The organism is Brevibacterium daeguense, from assembly GCF_021729135.1.
Classification (GTDB): domain Bacteria; phylum Actinomycetota; class Actinomycetes; order Actinomycetales; family Brevibacteriaceae; genus Brevibacterium; species Brevibacterium daeguense.
This window is the reverse complement of the sequence record NZ_JAJTWW010000011.1, coordinates 1-17,014: the sequence shown is the minus strand read 5'-3', so window position 1 is coordinate 17,014 and position 17,014 is coordinate 1. Positions and strand designations below refer to the sequence as shown.

Annotated in this window: 17 protein-coding genes; 4 read left to right on the top strand and 13 right to left on the bottom strand. The window is 67.7% G+C overall.

Features of this window, described 5'->3' with window-relative positions; all coding sequences use genetic code 11:
• Positions 1 to 10: 10 nt before the first annotated feature.
• The 4 genes from LXN01_RS10525 to LXN01_RS10510 form a co-directional block, all read right to left on the bottom strand.
• On the bottom strand, positions 11 to 1,339 hold the full coding sequence (locus LXN01_RS10525) for a type III PLP-dependent enzyme domain-containing protein (RefSeq protein ID WP_236864878.1): 1,329 nt from the start codon (positions 1,337 to 1,339) through the stop codon (positions 11 to 13).
• Between the two features lie 37 nt (positions 1,340 to 1,376).
• Positions 1,377 to 1,973, bottom strand: coding sequence for a flavin reductase family protein (locus tag LXN01_RS10520; RefSeq protein ID WP_236864876.1), 597 nt, complete (start codon positions 1,971 to 1,973; stop codon positions 1,377 to 1,379).
• Between the two features lie 179 nt (positions 1,974 to 2,152).
• Complete coding sequence (locus tag LXN01_RS10515; protein ID WP_236864874.1) at positions 2,153 to 3,943, bottom strand: acyl-CoA dehydrogenase family protein; 1,791 nt, start codon at positions 3,941 to 3,943, stop codon at positions 2,153 to 2,155.
• On the bottom strand, positions 3,940 to 4,590 hold the full coding sequence (locus tag LXN01_RS10510) for a TetR family transcriptional regulator (RefSeq protein WP_236864872.1): 651 nt from the start codon (positions 4,588 to 4,590) through the stop codon (positions 3,940 to 3,942). The genes LXN01_RS10515 and LXN01_RS10510 overlap by 4 nt, the downstream gene beginning before the upstream one ends.
• Before the next feature lie 210 nt (positions 4,591 to 4,800).
• On the opposite strand from LXN01_RS10510, the gene LXN01_RS10505 reads away from it, so the two are divergent.
• On the top strand, positions 4,801 to 6,321 hold the full coding sequence (locus LXN01_RS10505) for a class I adenylate-forming enzyme family protein (RefSeq protein WP_236864869.1): 1,521 nt from the start codon (positions 4,801 to 4,803) through the stop codon (positions 6,319 to 6,321).
• A gap of 22 nt (positions 6,322 to 6,343) precedes the next feature.
• Here the strand turns inward: LXN01_RS10505 and LXN01_RS10500 are convergent, their stop codons facing one another.
• The 5 genes from LXN01_RS10500 to groES all read right to left on the bottom strand — a co-directional run bounded on the left by LXN01_RS10500 (position 6,344) and on the right by groES (position 10,456).
• Positions 6,344 to 6,955 (bottom strand): hypothetical protein, encoded by a 612-nt coding sequence (locus tag LXN01_RS10500; RefSeq protein WP_236864867.1) that lies wholly within the window; start codon positions 6,953 to 6,955, stop codon positions 6,344 to 6,346.
• Between the two features lie 68 nt (positions 6,956 to 7,023).
• Entirely contained in the window at positions 7,024 to 7,320 is a 297-nt protein-coding gene (locus tag LXN01_RS10495) for a DUF503 domain-containing protein (RefSeq protein ID WP_236864865.1), read from the bottom strand.
• An 8-nt stretch (positions 7,321 to 7,328) separates the two neighbouring features.
• Positions 7,329 to 8,315 (bottom strand): SDR family oxidoreductase, encoded by a 987-nt coding sequence (locus tag LXN01_RS10490; protein WP_236864863.1) that lies wholly within the window; start codon positions 8,313 to 8,315, stop codon positions 7,329 to 7,331.
• A gap of 206 nt (positions 8,316 to 8,521) precedes the next feature.
• Positions 8,522 to 10,114, bottom strand: coding sequence for a chaperonin GroEL (gene groL, locus LXN01_RS10485; protein ID WP_236864861.1), 1,593 nt, complete (start codon positions 10,112 to 10,114; stop codon positions 8,522 to 8,524).
• A 48-nt stretch (positions 10,115 to 10,162) separates the two neighbouring features.
• The gene (gene groES / locus LXN01_RS10480; protein ID WP_236864859.1) at positions 10,163 to 10,456 is read right to left on the bottom strand and encodes a co-chaperone GroES; all 294 of its coding nucleotides are present in this window, start codon (positions 10,454 to 10,456) and stop codon (positions 10,163 to 10,165) included.
• Positions 10,457 to 11,052: 596 nt separating this feature from the next.
• Here groES and LXN01_RS10475 point away from each other — a divergent pair.
• Positions 11,053 to 12,633: an AMP-binding protein gene (locus tag LXN01_RS10475; RefSeq protein WP_236864857.1), complete on the top strand. Its 1,581-nt coding sequence runs from the start codon at positions 11,053 to 11,055 to the stop codon at positions 12,631 to 12,633.
• Between the two features lie 77 nt (positions 12,634 to 12,710).
• Here the strand turns inward: LXN01_RS10475 and LXN01_RS10470 are convergent, their stop codons facing one another.
• From LXN01_RS10470 to LXN01_RS10460, 3 genes are all read right to left on the bottom strand, one after another.
• The gene (locus LXN01_RS10470) at positions 12,711 to 12,935 is read right to left on the bottom strand and encodes an amphi-Trp domain-containing protein (RefSeq protein ID WP_236864855.1); all 225 of its coding nucleotides are present in this window, start codon (positions 12,933 to 12,935) and stop codon (positions 12,711 to 12,713) included.
• Between the two features lie 68 nt (positions 12,936 to 13,003).
• On the bottom strand, positions 13,004 to 13,849 hold the full coding sequence (locus tag LXN01_RS10465; protein WP_236864853.1) for a formate/nitrite transporter family protein: 846 nt from the start codon (positions 13,847 to 13,849) through the stop codon (positions 13,004 to 13,006).
• Between the two features lie 89 nt (positions 13,850 to 13,938).
• A complete protein-coding gene (locus tag LXN01_RS10460) occupies positions 13,939 to 15,042 on the bottom strand; it encodes a universal stress protein (protein WP_236864851.1) in 1,104 nt (367 codons plus the stop codon).
• 232 nt (positions 15,043 to 15,274) lie between these two features.
• Between LXN01_RS10460 and LXN01_RS10455 the strand changes: the two genes are divergently transcribed.
• Together LXN01_RS10455 and LXN01_RS10450 are read left to right on the top strand one after the other, a co-directional pair.
• Entirely contained in the window at positions 15,275 to 15,904 is a 630-nt protein-coding gene (locus LXN01_RS10455) for a hypothetical protein (RefSeq protein WP_236864849.1), read from the top strand.
• Positions 15,904 to 16,137: a helix-turn-helix domain-containing protein gene (locus LXN01_RS10450; RefSeq protein WP_236864847.1), complete on the top strand. Its 234-nt coding sequence runs from the start codon at positions 15,904 to 15,906 to the stop codon at positions 16,135 to 16,137. The genes LXN01_RS10455 and LXN01_RS10450 overlap by 1 nt, the downstream gene beginning before the upstream one ends.
• Before the next feature lie 156 nt (positions 16,138 to 16,293).
• On the opposite strand, the gene LXN01_RS10445 is transcribed toward LXN01_RS10450, so the two are convergent.
• A partial coding sequence (locus LXN01_RS10445) for a resuscitation-promoting factor (protein WP_236864845.1) occupies positions 16,294 to 17,014 on the bottom strand: 721 nt, incomplete at its 5' end.

Here is a 17,014-nt window from a genome sequence, read left to right as displayed (position 1 = left end):
CCGGCGCAGCTCAGCTCCCGGCGGGTGCGGGGACCTCGAGCCGGACGTCCTCACCGGCCTCGGCGAGGATCTCCGCGATCGTCTGCTGGCGGCGGATCGTGGTCCAGGTGACCTCGCCCGCGTCGTCGACGGTGTAGGCGTAGACGGGGATGCGCGGCAGCGCGTTGTAGGCGAACGGGGTGGAGAAGTAGTACGCACCCGTGTCGTGGATGAGCGCGATGTCTCCGGGTGCGAGCTCGGGAATGACGTATTCGCGGCCGATCATGTCGCCGCTGAAGCAGCACGGCCCGGCGAGGTCCTGGATCCGGTTCTCGGTCCGGCTGGGGGTGCCGTCGCCCTGGAAGGCGCTGACGCGCAGTGGCCACGACTTGGGCATGAACACGGTGCGGGTGGCGGTCTGGGCACCGGCGTGGCCGATCGCGAAGTCCCGCTGCCCGACCTTCTTCGTGTACTCGATGATCGTCGCGATCGAACCGGCCTTCGCCAGCAGCGACCGACCGAACTCCGTGAGCACGGTGTACTTCCCGCTGAACAGCTCCGGCGCGGTCTTCTCGATGACGTCGGCGTAGTCGTGATAGGTGGGGGTGATCTCGTCGGAGGTGAAATTCACGCTCAGTCCCCCACCGATGTCCAGCCGCACGATCTGCTGGCGGCCGACCTTCTCGTTGACGGATTCGGCGAGCGCGACGATGCGGCTGATCCCCTCGGCCGCGAGCTCGAGCGGGATTCCCTGGGAGCCGGAGTGGACGTGGAGCTGGGTGATCCACGGCCGCGCCGCGATCGCGTCGACGAGCTCCTCGCGGGAGGCCTCATCGATGAGCGGGATGCCGAACTTGGTCGTCGTGGTGGCGGTGCTCATCTCCCCGATGGAGCCGGAGCCGACCACAGGGTTGACCCGCACTCCGATCACCGAGGCGGTGTCGATCTCCTCGCGCAGCCGCTCGACCCGGGCCATCTCCTGATAGGAGTCGATGTTCATCGCAGCGCCGACGGTCAGGCAGTGCCGGATCTCGGCGAGCGTCTTCGCCGGCGAGTCCAGGACGATCCGATCCGCGGGGAATCCTGCCGCCTCCGCCATCGCGAACTCGCCCGGACTGGCGACCTCGCACCCCATCCCCTGGTCGGCGAGGAAGCGCAGCAGCGGCACCAGGGTGACCGACTTGCAGGCGACCATGTGCATGGTGTCCGGGATCGAGGCGAAGGCCCAGTTGAGGGACTCGATCTGATCCCTGATCGCCTCGAGATCGACGATTCCGACCGCGGGCTGATCCGGGCTGATGAGGTTCTGCTGGGCCATGGACTGGACGGCGGCGTAGCGCCGGTCGACGAAATCTGCCATGAGGGCAGTCTAGTCAGCCGGGCGCTCACTGCTCGGCTCATCCGATCGAGCTGTGCTGCTCCAGGGCATGCCAGGTGCGGTTGCGGTACACCAGGGCGGGCGCCTCGGCGCTGCGCTCGCAGTCGGCGCATTCGAGGGCCTCCAGGAGGAACACGGTGGAACCACCGGCCGTCATCTTGTTGACGACCTTGGTCCGGATCCAGAAGTCGCAGTCGTGGAACACCGGGGTGCCGTCCGCCAGCCGGGTCCACTGCGAGCGGTCGGCGAATCGGTCGACTCCGCTGGTGGCGCCCAGCTTGGCGAGCTCGATCTGCGCAGGTGCCAGGAAGTGGACGACGACGGTCTCCGCCTGCAGCAGCGTCGGCGTGGCCGAGGACAGCGCGGAGGCGGAGAACGCCATGAGCGGAGGCTCGGCGCTGACCGAGATCAGCGAGGTGACGGTCATCGCGACCGGGCCGGAGCCGTCATCGGCGGTGATGAGGTTGACGCCGGCCGGGTGGGAGCGGAACGCGTTCTTGAGGTCGTCGGCAGCCGCCGGACGGGCGGAGACGGCGCCCGATTCGGGGGCGGTGCCGGATCCGGAGGCGGGTCGGCCGGTGGTGCCGGCCGGCGCAGTGGCGAGATCGACGTGCATGGCCAGTTCCTTTCGCTGGGCGGGAGCTTCGTGCTGGCAGTGCTGAAATGGATCACGCTGCGCTGAGCGCAACCGTGATTCCACCCACCTAACGCCCTTCCCGCCGATCTCGTTCCCCCAGCAGTCGCAAACCGTCACACGAAGTCACTGTGTGACATTCGCGGCGGCTGGGTGCCGCCTCACGCCCGCTCGACCAGCGCGTCGATGTCGACCCCGGCCGGCAGCGCGCCGTACTCCCTGCCCCGCTCCGGCCCCAGGCGCGCTGCGACGAAGCTCGCGGCCACCTCGGCGGGGGCGGATTCGATGAGGATCGCCGCCTGCAGGAGCAGCGCCATCCGCTCGACGAGCACCCGCCCGCCGCCCTGCAGTCGCGCCATGTCCTGGCGGTCGCCGCCGGTGACCGCCTGCAGAGCCTCCTGCAGGGAGGCGGCGAGCGCCTCGTAGGCCCGGTCGAAGTCGGCGTAGCGGCCCAGCCCGGTCTCCAGGAAGCCGAGGAACGCCTTGGCGCTGCGCGGCTCGCGCCCGAGGGCGCGCAGCACGTCGAGCACGATGACGTTGCCCGACCCCTCCCACACGGCCATCACCGGCTGCTCGCGGTAGCGGCGGGCCAGCGGGAACGCCTCGGTGTACCCGTTGCCGCCCAGGCACTCGAGCGCCTCGTAGGCGTGCTCGGGGCCGCGCTTGCAGATCCAGTACTTCGCCACCGCCGTCGCCAGGCGCCGGAAATCGCCCGCGTCGTCGTCATCGCCGTCGTGGGCCGCCGCGATGTGGAGGGCCGTCCAGGTGGCGGCCTCGGCTTCGAGCTGCAGGTCGGCGATCACCGAGCGCATCAGCGGCTGGTCGACCAGCGTGGCACCGAAGGCGGCACGGTGCCGGACGTGCCAGGCCGCCTCGGCGACGGACTGGCGCATCCCGGCCGTCGAGCCGAGGATGCAGTCCAGCCGCGTGCGGGAGACCATCTCGATGATGGTGCGCACTCCCCGGCCCGGCTCCCCCAGCAGCCAGCCGACGGTGCCTGCGAACTCCACCTCGGACGAGGCATTGGACCGGTTGCCGAGCTTGTCCTTGAGCCGCTGGATCCGGAACGGGTTGCGCTCCCCGCCGGGCAGCACCCGGGGCACCAGGAAGCAGCTCACGCCCTCGGGCAGCTGCGCGAGCACCAGGAAGGCGTCCGACTGCGGCGCCGAGCAGAACCACTTGTGGCCGGTGATGAGGTGCAGGCCGCCCGCCGAGGCGCCCCCACTTCCCGATGTGCTGGCACCGGACGCCTCTGCCAGGCCCGCCGAGGCGCCGTCGAGCGGCACGGCGTACGTCGTGTTCGCCCGGACGTCCGAGCCGCCCTGCTTCTCCGTCATCGCCATCCCGAAGGTGACCGCCGACTTCTCCGCGGGATCGACGAGCCGCGGGTCGTAGTCGGCGGCGGTGACCTTGGGCAGCCAGAACTCCGCGAGCGCCGGGTCGGCCTGCAGCGAGGGAACCACCGCGTGCGTCATCGACACCGGACACGCGTGCCCGGGCTCGACCTGCGAGAACAGCATGAAGCGCGCCGCACGTTCGGCGTTCGCTCCCGGTCCGGGCCGAGTCCAGGCCAGGGAGTGCGTGCCCGCCTGCAGCGAGTCGGCGATGATGCGGTGGTAAGCCGGATGGAACTCCACCTCGTCGACCCGGTTGCCCCACTGGTCGTGGGTGTTGAGGACGGGCCCGTGGACGTTCGCCAGGCGCGCATCGCGCTGGAACTCCGCGCTGCCCACGAGCCGGCCGATCCGGTGCAGCTCCTCGGCCGAGGCGCCCGGCGCGTACCGGCCCACCGCCTCCTGGAGTGCCCGGTCGAGCGCGTATTCGTCGACGTCGCGCCGAGGCGCCGACTGGTTGCGCACCTCGTGCGTCACGGCGGGGCCGCCCGCGATGATCGCCGGCTGAGGTGCCGTGCTGCTGGTGTGAGTTGTCGTGCTGCTGGTGTGCAAGGTCATGCCGCTCCTAATGCGCGTCGTGAGTAGGTGGAGATCTCGGAGATGAGGCGCTGGACCTGGTCGGGTGACGGTGCGGGCCCGTCACCGCTGAGGAGGATGAAGAGGTTCTCGAGCACGGCACCCATCAGTCCGCGCGCTGCGATCTCCGGGCAGATCCCCAGCCGTCCCGTGTCCGCGCCGCCCGCGTCAGCGCTGTCGGTGCCGGACACCTCGGCTCCGACCCGGCGGAAGCCCTCGGCGATGGCTGCGGCATACGCCGCCCGCGCCCGGATCCGCTCCCGCTGCACGGATTCGGGAACCGGCTCGAACAGGAGGGCGTACGCCAGCGTGCGGCCGGCGACGGCCCGCTCAACGAACACGCTCACCACCGCATCGGCGAGTTCCGCGAGCGTCGGCGCCTCCTGCGCGGCCGACTCGACGATGGCGAGCTCACGGGCGGAGGCACGGGCGAAGACCGCGGCCAGCAGCTCGTCGCGCCCGTCGAAGTACGAGTACACGAGCCCGGCGCTGCAGCCGGCCGCCGCGGACACCGCACTGATGCTGGCGGCCGTGAAGCCGCCTCGCGCGACGACCTGGCGTGCCGCCTGCTCGAGCCCCTCCTTGCGCTGAACCGCGTTGGCCCGCGTTCTGGCAGTCTGCCGATACACCCTCGTACCCTCCCCCGCGTCCCGGCCGTTCCAAACGCTCCCGGGTCATTCCGGACGCCCCCTGTCATTCCGGACGTCCCCGGTCGCTCCGGACGCCCCCGGTCATTCCAGATTCTCCCGGCCGTTCCGGACGCCGCCGATAGCGCTTTCCCCAAATTCTGAATCGTGGTTCAATACGGAGCAGTGTGGCATCCATCACTAGGAGAAGCAATGAAGCTCACCACCATGCTCGACTCCACCGTCCGCCGTGACCCGAGCAAAGAGGCTCTCGTCTACGGCGACGAGCGCATCAGCTACGGACAACTGCGGGAGACCTCGCTCAGAGCCGCCACCGTGCTGGCCGACAACGGCGTCCGGGCCGGCGACGTCATCGGCATCATGACCTTCAATGTCCCCGGCTTCGTCTACGCGGCGTTCGGAGCGTGGTACCTGGGCGCCACCGTGGTCCCGGTCAACCACAAGATGCAGGCTCCGGAGGTCGAGTACACGATCGGCCACTCCAAAGCCGTGCTCGGGGTCGTCAGCGCCGAACTCGCTCCGATCGCGCGCAACGGGGCCCCGGACATCACCTGGCTGGAGACCGAATCCGATGCGCCCGGCAGCTTCGATGCGCAGCTGGCCGCCGCTGCCCCCGCCGAGCCCGCCGACTTCACCGACGAGGCGGTCGCCCAGATCCTCTACACCTCGGGCACGACGAGCGCGCCCAAGGGCTGCGTGCATCCGCATCGGAACATCGCCCAGGTGGCCACGCTCATCAACCTCAATATGGGCTACCGGCCCGACGAGCGCTTCCTGCTGTGCATGCCGATCTGGCACTCAGCGCCGCTGAACATCATCCTCCTGCCGATGATCTTCATCGGCGGCACCGTCGTGCTGCAGCGCGAGTACCACCCGGTCGAGTCGATGAAGATCATCGCCGAGGAGAAGATCACCGCCTTCTTCGGGCCGACGATCGCCTACGTCGCCCCGATCATGACGGCCAGGAAGCTGGGGCTCGACTTCGAGGACTACGACTTCTCCACGGTCCGCTACTGGAACTACGGCGGCGCTCCGATCGACCAGCAGACCGCGCAGCTGCTCATCAGGACCTACAAGTCCGAGCAGTTCTACAACCTGTTCGGGATGAGCGAGATGGGCCCGACCGGCTGCATGCTGCGCCCGCAGGACCAGCTGCGCAAGGCCGGTTCGGTCGGGCGCGAGGCGATGTGGGGCAACCAGATGCGCATCGTCAAGGCCGACGGCACCGACGCCGACCCCGGCGAGACCGGCGAGATCTGGTTCTCCGGGGACTGCCGGATGCGCGAATACCTCGACAATCCCGAGGCGACCGCTGCCGCCTTCGAGGGCGACTGGTACAAGACCGGCGACATCGCCCGGCTCGACGAAGACGGCTACCTCTACATCGTCGACCGCCTCAAGGACGTCATCATCGTGGGCGGTGAGAACGTGTACTCGCTGGAGGTCGAGGAGGTCATCTCGAGCCACCCGCGCGTCGCCGACGTCGCAGTGGTTGGGCGGCCGGACCCGGAGTGGGGCGAGCAGATCGTCGCCTTCATCACCACGAGCGACGGGGACCCGCTCGATGTCGAGGAGCTGCGCGAACACCTCGGCGACAAGCTGGCCCGCTACAAGCTCCCCCGCGAGGTGATCGTGACCGAGGAGCTGCCGCGCAATCCGTCCGGCAAACTGCTCAAGCACCGACTGCGCTCCCAGGTGGCCGCCTCGGCGTGACCGTCCCTTGCCGGGGCGCCCGTCAGTCCGCGTCCTCGGCCGCGTACCGTCGGTGCAGAGTGTCGATCAGCTCTGCAAGCTGCCGCTGCTTCGGGAACGCCGTCGACACGGGCGCGAAGCCGCCGGAAGCAGTCTTCCGGATTGTCGTGACGGCGCCGCCGAGTATCATCCCCGGGCCGACGTGCCCGAAATTGGACAGCACTCTGTCCACCCCTTCCCGAGAAAGACGGATGACGAGCACCCGGACGGCAGGATTTCCGAGCGCGCGCTCGAAGCCGGCTCCGGTGATCCACTCCCACCGGATCTTCCCGGTCTGGGGCGTACTCACTCCGTCCCGCGTGAACACCAGCTCGTCGGTGCCGCTGTGCTTCTTCGTCCAGACAATCCCGAGGTAGATGCCGCCGACGATGAAGGCCACGGAAGCCAGCGCCACGACCGGATCGGGCCCGAGGGACAGGGCGACGAGCCCGAGCAGCATCAGGAAGCAGGAGAATGCCTGTGCGAACACGATTCGCTTCTTGCTGGCCTCGATGAGGAGGAATCCCTTGGAGTCGATCGTGGCGATCCATGAGTCGACGATCTTCGCACGATCATGACGAGTGTTCGGCCTGCTGCCAGGGTGCGGGGATGACATGGTGGCATCCTACGGCCCATGGTCAGGAGGCTTGTCGTCTTGCTGCGGATTCGGACTCCGCTTGTCGGCTACTCGTCTTCGGAGGTGCGCAGGTGCCGCCGCGCCGAGAGCAGCTCGACGTCGGGGCGGTAGGCGACCAGTCGCTCGATGCTGTCGAGCATGTCGACGACATGGGCCCGGTCCGGCGCGACGACCGCTGCGCCGATCCCGGCTCGCCGGTACAGGTCGAGGTGGTCGACTTCCGCCACGCTGACCTGGAAGCGCTTGCGCACCTCGGCGATGATCGGGCGCACCACCGAGCGCTTGGTCTTGAGCGAGCGCACCTCGCCGAGGCGCAGGTCCAGTTCGATCCAGCCGATCCACATCGCCCGGGCTACTGTCTCCAGCGGAATGCTGCGAACGCCGTCACCCCGGCCGCACCGCCGATCACCAGGAGCCGGCGGGCCATCGTCTTGGTGCGACCGCCGTGGCCTCCGGTCTTCCGGCCGCGTCGCCCGGTTGCGTCGTCGCCGGCCGCCCGGTCGAGGTTGCCCTTCGTGGGCGGGGCCGGCTGCGTGGCTTTGAGGTGCTTCCGGTGCGTCAGGGTCGCCATTCGGCGCTCCACGGCCTGCGGGAACAGCTTGTGCTTCGCCACCATCGCCTTGGGGATCAGTCCCACCGTCAGCTCCCGCTGCGGCGAGCGAGCCACGTTCACGATCGCCGCAGCGATCTTGTCCGGGCTGTAGGTGGGAGGGATCGGCCTGGTGTCCTGACCGGTGTAGTTGGCGACATGGTCGAAGAACGGTGTGTCGACCGCTCCCGGGGACACCGTGACGACGTGGATGTCCTTCACCCGTGCCAGCCTCAGCTCCGAGCGCAGGCTCACGCCGAGGGCGCGCACCGCGGCCTTGGACATCGAGTACGCCGAGGTGTACGGCTGCGGGATGATCCCGGCCATGGAGGCGACGTTGATCAGGACGCCTTCGCCCTGTGCGCGCATCTGCTCGAGCGCCTCCCGGGCACCGTGCACGACTCCCATCAGGTCGACGTCGACCACGCGCTGGATGTCTTCGAGCGGGGTGTCGAGGAAGGGCCCGAACACGCCTGTGCCGGCATTGTTGACCCAGATGTCGATCCGGCCGAAATTGCCGACCGCGCTCTCGCACAGCTCTTCGACCGCCTCGGGGTCCGCGACGTCGGTCTGCACGGCCAGCGCTTTGGCGCCTCGCCTGCGGCAGTCCGCCGCCAGAGTCTCCAAGGCAGCGGCGTCCCGGGAGGCCAGTACGACCCGCGCCCCCTTCTTGGCGAACCGGAGGGCAGTTGCCCGTCCGATGCCGCTGTCGGCACCGGTGATGACGACAGTCGAGTTCTTGATGCGCATATTCGCCTCCTGGATCGATCTAACGGCGGCCCGCCTTGTCATGTCAACGAGGCGGGAGCAGGCCCGGTCCACTCAGAAGAGAATACCGTCACCGGCGGACGGACCGGGCACGCGAACGGCCCCCGGGGAGACCAGTGGGTCTCTCCGGGGGCCGTACCGGGTGGCGGTCTCACCGTCACCCGACAGCCGAGGCGATCAGCAGCTGATCAGTCCTCGTCCTCGTCTTCCTGCTTCTCGACCACGAGGGTTTCGGTGGTCAGCACCAGGGCTGCGATCGATGCCGCGTTGCGCAGCGCCGAACGGGTCACCTTCACCGGGTCGATGATGCCGGCGGACACGAGGTCGCCGTACTCGCCGGTCAGGGCGTTGTAGCCCTGACCGGCGTCGAGCTCGGCCACCTTGGAGGCCACGACGTAGCCGTCCTGGCCGGCGTTCTCGGCGATCCAGCGCAGCGGCTCGGCCACTGCACGGCGCACGATCGTGGCACCGGTCAGCGCGTCGCCGGTCAGTCCGAGGTCAGTGCTGTCGAGTGCCTTGGCGGCATGCACCAGAGCGGAGCCGCCGCCGGCGACGACGCCTTCCTCGATGGCAGCGCGGGTCGCGGACACGGCGTCCTCGACGCGGTGCTTGCGCTCCTTGAGCTCCACCTCGGTGGCGGCGCCGACCTTGATGACTGCGACACCGCCGGCCAGCTTGGCCAGGCGCTCCTGCAGCTTCTCACGGTCCCAGTCGGAGTCGGTGTTCTCGACCTCGGCGCGGATCTGCGCCACGCGACCGGCAACATCCTCATCGGACCCGGCACCGTCGACGACGGTGGTCGCGTCCTTGGTGATGGTCACGGTGCGCGCGGAGCCCAGCTGATCCAGGGTCACCTGGTCGAGCTTCATGCCCATGTCCGCGGTGATGACCTGACCGCCGGTGAGGACGGCGAGGTCTTCGAGGATCGCCTTGCGGCGGTCGCCGAAGCCCGGTGCCTTGACCGCGGCGACGTTGAGGACGCCGCGGATCTTATTGACGACCAGGGTCGACAGGGCCTCACCCTCGACGTCCTCGGCGATGATGAACAGCGGCTTGCCGGCCTGCTGCACCTTCTCGAGGACGGGCAGGAGCTCCTGGATGTTGGAGATCTTGCCCTGGTTGATGAGGATGTACGGATCGCTGAGGACGGCTTCCTGGCGGTCGGCGTCGGTCACGAAGTACGGCGACAGGAATCCCTTGTCGAACTGCATGCCTTCGGTGAATTCGAGCTCGACCGAGGACGCCTGGCTCTCATCGATGGTGATGACGCCGTCCTTGCCGACCTTGTCGAAGGCCTCGGCGATGAGTTCGCCGATCTCCTGCGACTGCGCCGACAGGGCTGCGACGAAGGCGATCTCGCGAGAGTCGTCGATCTCGCGGGCGATCTTCTTGAGCTCCGCCTCGACGACCTCGACGGCCTTCTCGATTCCGAGCTTGAGCTGACTGGGAGCCGCACCTGCGGTCACGTTGCGCAGGCCTTCGCGGACCAGTGCCTGGGCCAGCACGGTTGCAGTGGTGGTGCCGTCGCCTGCGACGTCGTTCGTCTTGGTGGCGACTTCCTTGGCCAGCTGCGCGCCAAGGTTCTCGTAGGGGTCGTTGAGCTCGATCTCACGGGCGATCGTCACACCATCGTTGGTGATGGTGGGCGCGCCCCACTGCTTGTCGAGCACGACATTGCGGCCGCGCGGGCCGAGGGTGACCTTGACGGTGTCCGCGAGGACATTCACGCCACGCTCGAGCGCCTTGCGGGCGACGTCATCGAACTGAAGAGTCTTGGGCATACGTCACTTCCTAAGAATTGCGGTATGGAATTCGAAAGCGGAAGGATGTCAGCCGATGACGGCGAGCACGTCGCGGGAGGACAGGACGAGGAATTCCTCACCCTCGTACTTGACCTCGGTTCCGCCGTACTTCGAGTAGATGACGCGGTCGCCGACCTGCACGTCGAGCGGCACGCGGTTGCCGTTGTCGGCCACGCGACCCGGTCCCACGGCGACGACTTCACCCTCCTGGGGCTTCTCCTTGGCGGTGTCGGGGATGACCAGTCCCGAAGCGGTGGTCTGCTCTGCCTCAACCTGGCGGATGACGAGCCGATCTTCGAGCGGCTTGATGGAGACCGACATATTCGGACACTCTCCTTCTTCTTGGTCTTGTCGATGACGTCGACGGAGGACGCGGTGGGCGTCCGGGGCCGCTCGTCGTCGCGGGTGCCGAGTGGCCGGATCCGTCGTGCTGAGTATTAGCACTCAAAGTATCTGGGTGCTAAATCGACTCTAGAACCGGGGCTGGCACTCGGTCAACTCGAGTGCCAAACCGTGAGTCATTGGGCGGCCGGAAGCACCCTCACTCCCACACGAGCGGATCTAAAGGTCAGAGAAGTCCGGCCCGCCGAATCCGATGGTCGAAGGAGTTCGAGCAATCCGAAGATCCTCGCACGTCTGTGACCTCTGGAATCCGGGCCGCGCACTTTTCTGACCACCAGAAGCCGCCGGCGTCCCGAGAAGCAAGCCGAACCCGAGCACCCCCGAACCCACCGAGCACCCCCGATGCCGACAAAGAGTGGACGCCGCACTCGGCCGTCCTTTAAACTCAACTGATCGATCACTCGTTTTCGACCTCTGGGTTGCCGGTCCTCGCCGAACGCGACGCGGCCGGATACCCGAGTGGGCGTGACCGGGTGCGTCACTTCACTGAACAACGACGTTTGGAGAGTCCGAGTATGTTCGCCACCCCTGCCGAGATCTACGAGCACTCCTTCCGCGTCCACAGCGCGCTCACCGCCCTGCGCGAGGACGATCGCGAATTCACCTACCGCGAGGTATGGACCTGGTCCGACGCGACGATGGACCAGCTGCGCGAGCTCGGCGTCGCAGAGGGCGATGTCGTGGGCATCTTCGCCGGCAACCGCTCGGAGTGGGTGGTGGTCGACTCCGCGATCGCACGAATGGGCGCCGTCAAGACCCCGGCCAACTACATGTCGGCACTGGACACCGTCGCCTATCAGCTCGCCTTCGCCCAGGCCAAGGTCCTGGTGACCGACTACGAGCTCGGATCCGCGTTGCTGCCCCACCTCGACCCGGAGCAGGCGCCGATCATCGTGCAGCTCTCCGACCCCGCAGGCCGCCGCATCCCGGGATCGGTCCCCCACGTCGCACCGCCCGGGCCCGAGGTGGAGCCCCGCTCCTCCGGCTATCGCGGCAATCCGGATGCCCGCGCGAACCTCAACTTCACCGGCGGCACGACCGGCAAGCCGAAGGCCGTTTCCCACACGGCCCGTTCGGTCGCCGCGGCGCTCTACATCCAGATGATCGAGGCGGAGATCGGCGTCGGCGAGCGCATGCTCCTGATGTCGCCGCTGGCCCACTCGGCAGGCGCGTTCGCGATCGCCGGCATCGGCCGCGGGGCCAACATCCGGATCCTCAGCTCCTTCGACGCCCAGCGCACCGTCGACCTGCTCGTGGGCGACGACATCACCTGGACCTTCATGGTGCCGACGATGATCTACCGGGTCCTCGACGCCATCGACGAGCTCGACACCCTGCCCGATCTCAGACTCCGCACCGTCGTCTACGGCGCGGCCCCCATGTCGCCGACCCGCCTCGAGCACGGGCTGCGCGTCTTCGGCCAGGTGTTCCTCCAGCTCTTCGGCCAGACCGAGGCACCGCAGTTCTGCACTCGCCTGTCCAAGCTCGACCACGACCTTGCCCGCCCCGAGCTGCTGACCTCCTGCGGCAACGCATCGCTGTTCACCGAGGTCATGGTCACCGACGACGAGGGCAACGCGCTGCCGCCGGGAGAGCTCGGCGAGATCACGGTCAAGACACCCTTCGCCCTCACGGAATACGTGGGCAACCCCGAGGCGACCGCGGAGAAGTTCTGGGACGGGTGGGTCCGCACGGGCGACATGGGCACGATGGACGACAAGGGCTACGTCTACCTCAAGGACCGCCGCAACGACATGATCATCTCCGGCGGTTTCAACGTCTACTCCCGGGAGGTCGAGGACGCGCTGACCGCGCACCCGCAGGTCGCCCAGGCTGCCGTGATCGGCATTCCGCACGAGGACTGGGGCGAAGCGGTCCACGCCTTCGTCGTGTGCCGGGATGCCACCGCCGAGGCGCCTGCCGGCTCCCTCACGGACGCGGAGCTCATCGACTTCAGCAGGGGCAGGCTCGCGAACTATGCGCGGCCGAAGACCGTCGAGTTCGTCACCGAGCTCCCGCAGACGCCGTTCGGCAAGATCGACAAGAAGGTGCTGCGGGCGCCCTTCTGGAAGGACCTCAGCCGCGCGATCGGCTGAGCGCACAGCGTGGAGTCACCGGCCCGGGAGGAGCGCAGACCGCCAATTCGGCAGGGCGTTCCTCCCGGGTTCGGCGTTCACCAGCTGATGGTGATCTCGATCTCGTGCTTGTCCTCTTCGACCTCGACCTCGAATTCGTACTCGACGACATCGGCGACTTTGACGTCGATGTCGCGGTCGCCGTCGGCGACCCGGACGCTGTTCTGCCGCTCGAGCGAGTCGGCGAGCTCGCGCAGCTTCGCCGCGGCCTGCTCGCGGGAGATCCGAATGGTGGACTCGTGTTCGTAGAGTTCATCGCTCATGCGCCCATTCAAGCACGGCCGCGCCGGAGTGGGACCGCCACTGCCGGAGTGGGCCCGGCTGCGTCGGTTCAGCCCATCGCCTGGTGCTCCAGCTTCTCGAGGGACAGCTCACCGGTGCGCACGGCCTTGAGGACGCGGTGCGTCCTGATGACTCGCGGCAGGGTGATGATGCACAGCCCGCCGAGCATGTTGAACGGGATGACGAGGGCGAACCACCCCAGGAAGTCGAGGACCGAGATGTCGGCACCGGCCAGCATCGCCGCGAAGATCACCATCGCGTTGAGCGCTCCGTGGAGCATGCCGAGCCCGATGACCAGCAGACCGGAGATCATGCACGTCAGAGCCGCGACGACGTCGTTCTGCGTGCCCTGCTGCATCCGGGTGGACAGCGTGATCGTGGCCCCCGCGAGCATCGCCAGCGCGATCATCACGATGATCGAGGAGTGATCGAGATAGCTCGCCGCCGATTCGATGATCGTCCGGTGGTAGTCGGGAAGGCCGAGGACCATGATCCAGACGAAGACGAGGCCGCCGAGCAGGTTGGTCACGAGGCTCACGGACCACAGCCGGAGGATCTGCAGCCAAGTGCCCTGACCGGCGATCACGGCGTTGATGGGCAGCAGGAACTCCTCGGTGAAGAGCTCCGAGTGCGCCAGCTTGAGTGCCAGCAGTCCCACCCCGAAGGCCATGCCCGCCAGGATGTCGGAGTCGGTCGCCTGCTTGACCAGGATCATCGCGAGGATGCCGAGGCCGACGTCGATGCCGCCGAACAGCCCCGTGACGATGAGCTCGGTCCACGTCCGGTTGAGGCGCTCGGAACCCTCGATGACGGTGGTCGCCGCCTCCTGGAGCAGTTCGTCCTCGATGTCGAAGTCGGAGCTGCCCAATCGCTCTCGCTGCTGCTTTTCGTCCACCCGCTCACAGTAGTGCCGACCAGGTGCCTGCGGATAGGCCGGCGGAAGGGGCTGGAGTTCACCGACCCCGGCTGCTCAACGGCAGACGGCTAGAGTTCACCCACCCCTGTCGGGATCTCGGACTGCTCGGCGCCGCCGCGCCCGGAACGGCGCTTCTTGGTCGGGATCACGAGGACGGGGCACACGGAACGGCTGAGCACGGATTGACTGACCGAGCCGAGCAGAAGGCCGGTGAAGCCGCCTCGGCCACGGGTGCCGATCACCACCAGGGCCGCGGTGCGGGTCGCCTCGGAGAGGATGCCGGCGGCGGAGCCGTCGAACAGCTGCCAGCGGGTCGACACCTCGGGGTGCTTCTGGGCGACTTCCGCTGCGATCTGCTCCATGTGCTCGGAGTAGGCGGCGCTCACGCGACCGGAGTCGACGAGGTTGGCCCTCGCCGGGTTGGTGTACCAGCTGTCGGCGGCGACCCCGAGCGGCACGGCGGAGACCAGAGTCAGATTCCGGCCGTAGAGGTGAGCGGCCTCGGCGGCATGCTCCGCGACGGTCGAGGAGGCATGGCCGACGTCGATCGCGGCGACGACCTCGCCGTCGAAGTTGAACTCGTCTTTGACGTTCTCGAACGATCGGCGGTCGGAGCCCGAGGCGTCCGACTCCGCGACCAGCTCACCCGGGGCCGTGTCCGCTTCCTTCTCCTCCGGCCGCTCCTGCTGCGGGGCGAAGAGGCCTCCCGACTCCTCGGACTCCCATTTCGCGGGCACGACCAGTGTGGGGCAATGTGCGTGAGCTGCCAGGCGACCGGAGACGCTGCCGAGCAGCCGGCCCGCAAACCGTCCGCGCCCGCGCTTGCCGACGACCACGAGGCGAGCGCTTCGACTCTCGGCTGCGAGCACTCCCCCGGCGTCCCCTTCGATCGTCCGGGTGGTGACCGGGACACCGGCCTGCTCCGCCTGGGCGACGAGCGTCTCCAGGAATTCCTGCGCTGATTCCGCCGCCTGTTCCCGGTAACGCTCGGACACCCATCCGTAGGCTTCGTCAGCGACGAATGGAGCAGCGAATGCTGCCACCGCGGCGACCGCCCAGTGCTGACGCTTGGCGACCGACAGCGCGACGTCGAAGGCACGCCGGCTGTGGTCGGATCCGTCGATCCCGACGACTACTCTGTCCTGGGCCGCAGCCCCGCTTGCGTGCTCCATATCACAACTTTACCGACTGATCCAGCCGTGCGAAAGACACGATCTGCCCGCGCACTCCTCCTCCTCCTTCTCAGGGATCCTCCTCCTTCTCAGAACTTGACCTCCCGTCGAGCCCTTCACCTCCGCAGCAGTCACTGTCCTCCGCTGCGGGCACCATCGGTCAGGCATTGACCTCCTTATTGACAATCGATATATTGATTATCGATATATCGACATTCGATAAGGAGCGGTCATGAAGTCCCCTCGATCTCGAACCACCACCCGGCAGACCAGCAGATCGAACACCTCGAGTCTGATGGTGTGGGCCATCCTTCCGGTGGGCTTCCTCGTTCTGAACTCGGTCGCGGAGGTTATTCGCATCTTCGTCAGTCAGCGGGTCAGCGTCTCCTTCGACGCCGATCTCAGGGACGGCGTCGAGGCACAGTTCGCCGGTGTGGAGACGCTTCCGATCACCGGGCTATTCACGACTGAGGTGGCGCTGTCCGAGCTGGCGCCGGTGACGGTCGCTTTCCTGCTGGCGTCCCTGATCGTCTGGATCGCCGGGCTGGGACTGGCCGGGCTGTTCATGACCGGGGTCGTTCGCTGCATTGCGGCCGGAGAGCCGTTCGCTCAGCCGGCGTTCACCGCGCTGAGGCGTCTGCTGATCACTTTGGTCGCCACGCTGCTCGGCGTCATGATCTTCAAGGTCCTCGGCACCAATCTGGTCCTGCGCGATCTCGCGCTGGCGGATCTTTCCGTCACCAACGGAGTCACCCCGCAGATGGTCTTCACCGGGCTTGGGATTCTGTGTGGCCTGGAGCTGCTCCGGCAGACCCTCCATCGAGGCCGCCGGGCGGAGCAGGAACTGGACGGCCTGGTCTGATGCAGGTCGACGTCGATTCTGCGCAGGTCATCTGTCACCTCGACGCGCTGCTGGTCGACAGGGGAATGACGCTGACAGAGCTCTCGCACGCAGTCGGCATCACTTTGGCGAACCTGTCATCGCTGAAGAACAACCGAGCACGTGCGGTCCGGTACTCCACGCTGATCGCGCTGTGCCAGGCGCTCGACTGCCAGCCCGGCGACCTGTTCAGCGTGGTGCCGCCTCCCATATGATCACGTGGGCAAGCAGTGCGCCCGGGGCGCGGAGGCGCGCGCACGTGCTCTGCTGATCAACGGCGAAGCAAGCAGCAGGTGCGCTTCCAGGGATGCGAAAGCGGGCGGCAGATCATCTGCCGCCCGCCTCCGAATCGCCTGAGTCAGCTCACCCGATCAGGCGCAGGCCCACTGGCTCCAGCCTGCGCGCTCCTGCAGGATCTTGGCGCGCTTGAACTGCTCCTGCGGGCTGGCATCGACCGGGTTGCCGGAGCCGCCCACCGACTGCCATGTCGCCAGCTTGAACTGGAACAGGCCGAAGTGGGCGCGGTTCTGCTGGTTCACGGCCTTGGGATTGAACTCGGACTCGCACTTGACGATCTTGTACCAGCGGGTGCCGGGACCGCCGAGCATGTCGATGATCTCCTGCTTGCTCATGGTGCCGCCGGAGTCGCTTGACCCGGCGCCGGCTGATCCGGAGCGGTCATCGGAACGCGAGGGCGCCTCGGCGCGGGTGCCCTTGAGGACGACCTCCTCGACCGGCTCCTCGACGGTCTTCTCCGACTTCTTGACCTTCTTGACCTCGTCGCCGTCGACCACGCGGATGTCGTACACGACCTCGCGCTTGCCGTCCCGGCCCTGCTTCTCGACCTTGGTCTTGCCGCGGTCGAGCGAGGCGGTCTCCTTGACCGTGACCTTCTTCTCGATCTTCTCCTCGACCGTCTTCGTCTCGTTCTTCACGCGCAGGACATCGACGACCTGGCCGTGGGATACCGGGGCCGTCATCGGCGTCGACACGATGTCGTCGCCGTCGAGCTCGACCCCGGCCTCCGCCAACGCGTCCGCCACGGTCGCCGCAGCGGCATTCACGGTGTGCTTCTTGCCGTCGGCCATCACC